2 protein-coding genes and 2 pseudogenes are annotated in these 1616 nt (G+C 68.4%); 3 read left to right on the top strand and 1 reads right to left on the bottom strand.

The genetic code is table 11. From position 1 onward, the window contains the following. The 3 genes and pseudogenes from KZA10_RS18265 to KZA10_RS14525 all read left to right on the top strand — a co-directional run. Window positions 1-218: pseudogene (locus KZA10_RS18265) on the top strand (hypothetical protein); the annotation flags it as partial. Beyond that, complete coding sequence (locus KZA10_RS14530; RefSeq protein ID WP_218683240.1) at window positions 215-604, top strand: ATP-binding cassette domain-containing protein; 390 nt, start codon at window positions 215-217, stop codon at window positions 602-604. The pseudogene KZA10_RS18265 and the gene KZA10_RS14530, both read left to right, overlap by 4 nt. A gap of 63 nt (window positions 605-667) precedes the next feature. Then, the gene (locus tag KZA10_RS14525) at window positions 668-1129 is read left to right on the top strand and encodes an Lrp/AsnC family transcriptional regulator (RefSeq protein ID WP_055866768.1); all 462 of its coding nucleotides are present in this window, start codon (window positions 668-670) and stop codon (window positions 1127-1129) included. A gap of 28 nt (window positions 1130-1157) precedes the next feature. On the opposite strand, the pseudogene KZA10_RS14520 reads toward KZA10_RS14525, so the two are convergent. Continuing rightward, window positions 1158-1616: pseudogene (locus KZA10_RS14520) on the bottom strand (4-(cytidine 5'-diphospho)-2-C-methyl-D-erythritol kinase); the annotation flags it as partial.

Here is a 1616-nt window from a genome sequence, read left to right as displayed (position 1 = left end):
GCAGCTACTCGACGTCGCTGACGTTCTTCCTGTGGACCATCCTCCTTCTGGGCGGGGCGGCCACGGTGTTCGGACCGACGCTGGGCGCCGTGCTGTTCTGGGTGGTGTTCGCCTTCATGGCCAACCTTGTCGCCTGCTGGCATCCGGTCAGCGGTGAGACAGCGGTACCGGTGGCGATCGCCACGGCGGCGGAAGAGGAAGAGACGGTCCTGCGATGAGCGAGCTGCGTTTCGATCGGGTCAGCGTACGCTACGGCACGCATCGGGTAGGTCTCACCGCCGTCGACGACGTCTCCCTCGTCGTCCCCTCCGGATCCGTGGTGGGGCTCGTGGGCGAGTCGGGTTCGGGCAAGTCGACGCTGGCCCGCGCCGCGATCGGGCTCGCACCGATCAGCGAGGGTGCAATCACGCTCGACGGCGTGGACGTGCGCAGCTTCCGCCGTCGCCGCCCCCTCCAGATGGTGTTCCAGGATCCGTTCTCCTCGCCTGCACTCGGCGACTGCGGGCTCGTGGCCTCCGCGTCGAGTGTGCTCGATGTCCGCTCGTGGCCGACATCCTGCGTTTCTGACACTGATTCCAACACACGACGATCACGAAGACCATAGAGTGGATTCTGGTTGATCGATTCGATCAATCATGACCCGATGACGAAGGCGACAGTGATCGAAATGGCCAACCTCGACGAGACCGACCGGAGGATCCTCACGGTGCTCGACACGGACCCGCGGCGGCCGGTCGCCCTGATCGCCCAGGATCTGGGTCTCGCCCGCGGCACGGTGCATGCCCGTCTCGACCGCCTCGAATCGGGCGGATACCTGCGCGCGCACAGCTCACGCATCCTCCCTCAGGCCCTGGGTCGCGGCGTCGCGGCGTCGATCCTGGTCGAGTTGGATCAGCATCAGATCACCGCCGCCATCGATGCCCTCAGCCGCGTGCCCGAGGTGCTGGAGTGCTTCGCTCCCGCCGGCGACACCGACCTGCTGCTGCGGGTCGTCGCCAAGGACCCGGACGACCTCTACCGCGTGGCAGAAGTCGTGCGCCTATGCCCCGGCATCCTCCGCACCTCGACGAGTCTCTTCCTCCGCGAGGTGATCCCCTACCGTGTGAGCGCCCTGCTCAACGCGGGGTGAGGCCGCATCCCGCCGAAACGGCGTCCGCTCAGCCGATGATGCGCGCGCCGGGCACCGGACCGTGCACGTGGAGCGGATCGAGGCCGGTCTCCCGCAGGGAGGACTGCACGTCCTGTGCCGTCTCGGGGTCGGGGCAGAGCAGCGCGACCGTGGGTCCTGATCCCGACACGATGCCCTGGAGCGCTCCGGCGGCGACGCCCTGCCGGATCGTCTCGGCGAGGTCGGGCCGTTCGTAGAGGGCCGCGGCCTGCAGGTCGTTGAACAGCGTCTCGGCGAGCTGAACCGGGTCGCCCGACCGGAGAGCCTGCAGCACCGGGATCGGCACGTCTAGCGACAACGACGGGTCATCGGCGAGGGCGCCCTCCTCCTCGCGCAGCAGGTCGAGACGTTCGTAGACCACGGGCGTCGAGAGGCCCTGCTCGCTGGGCACCAGGATCCAGTCGAAGCGACCCCGTGCGAGCGCCGGATTGAGCTGATCGCCGCGGCC

The organism is Microbacterium sp. BF1 (assembly GCF_019279095.1).
Classification (GTDB): domain Bacteria; phylum Actinomycetota; class Actinomycetes; order Actinomycetales; family Microbacteriaceae; genus Microbacterium; species Microbacterium maritypicum.
Note: the sequence above shows the minus strand (reverse complement) of the source record. Positions and strands in the feature narration are given on the sequence as shown.

Coding starts and splice junctions, on each gene's coding strand:
- KZA10_RS14525 (WP_055866768.1), top strand. CDS start 668: ATGGCCAACCTCGACGAGACCGACCGGAGGATCCTCACGGTGCTCGAC.
- KZA10_RS14530 (WP_218683240.1), top strand. CDS start 215: ATGAGCGAGCTGCGTTTCGATCGGGTCAGCGTACGCTACGGCACGCAT.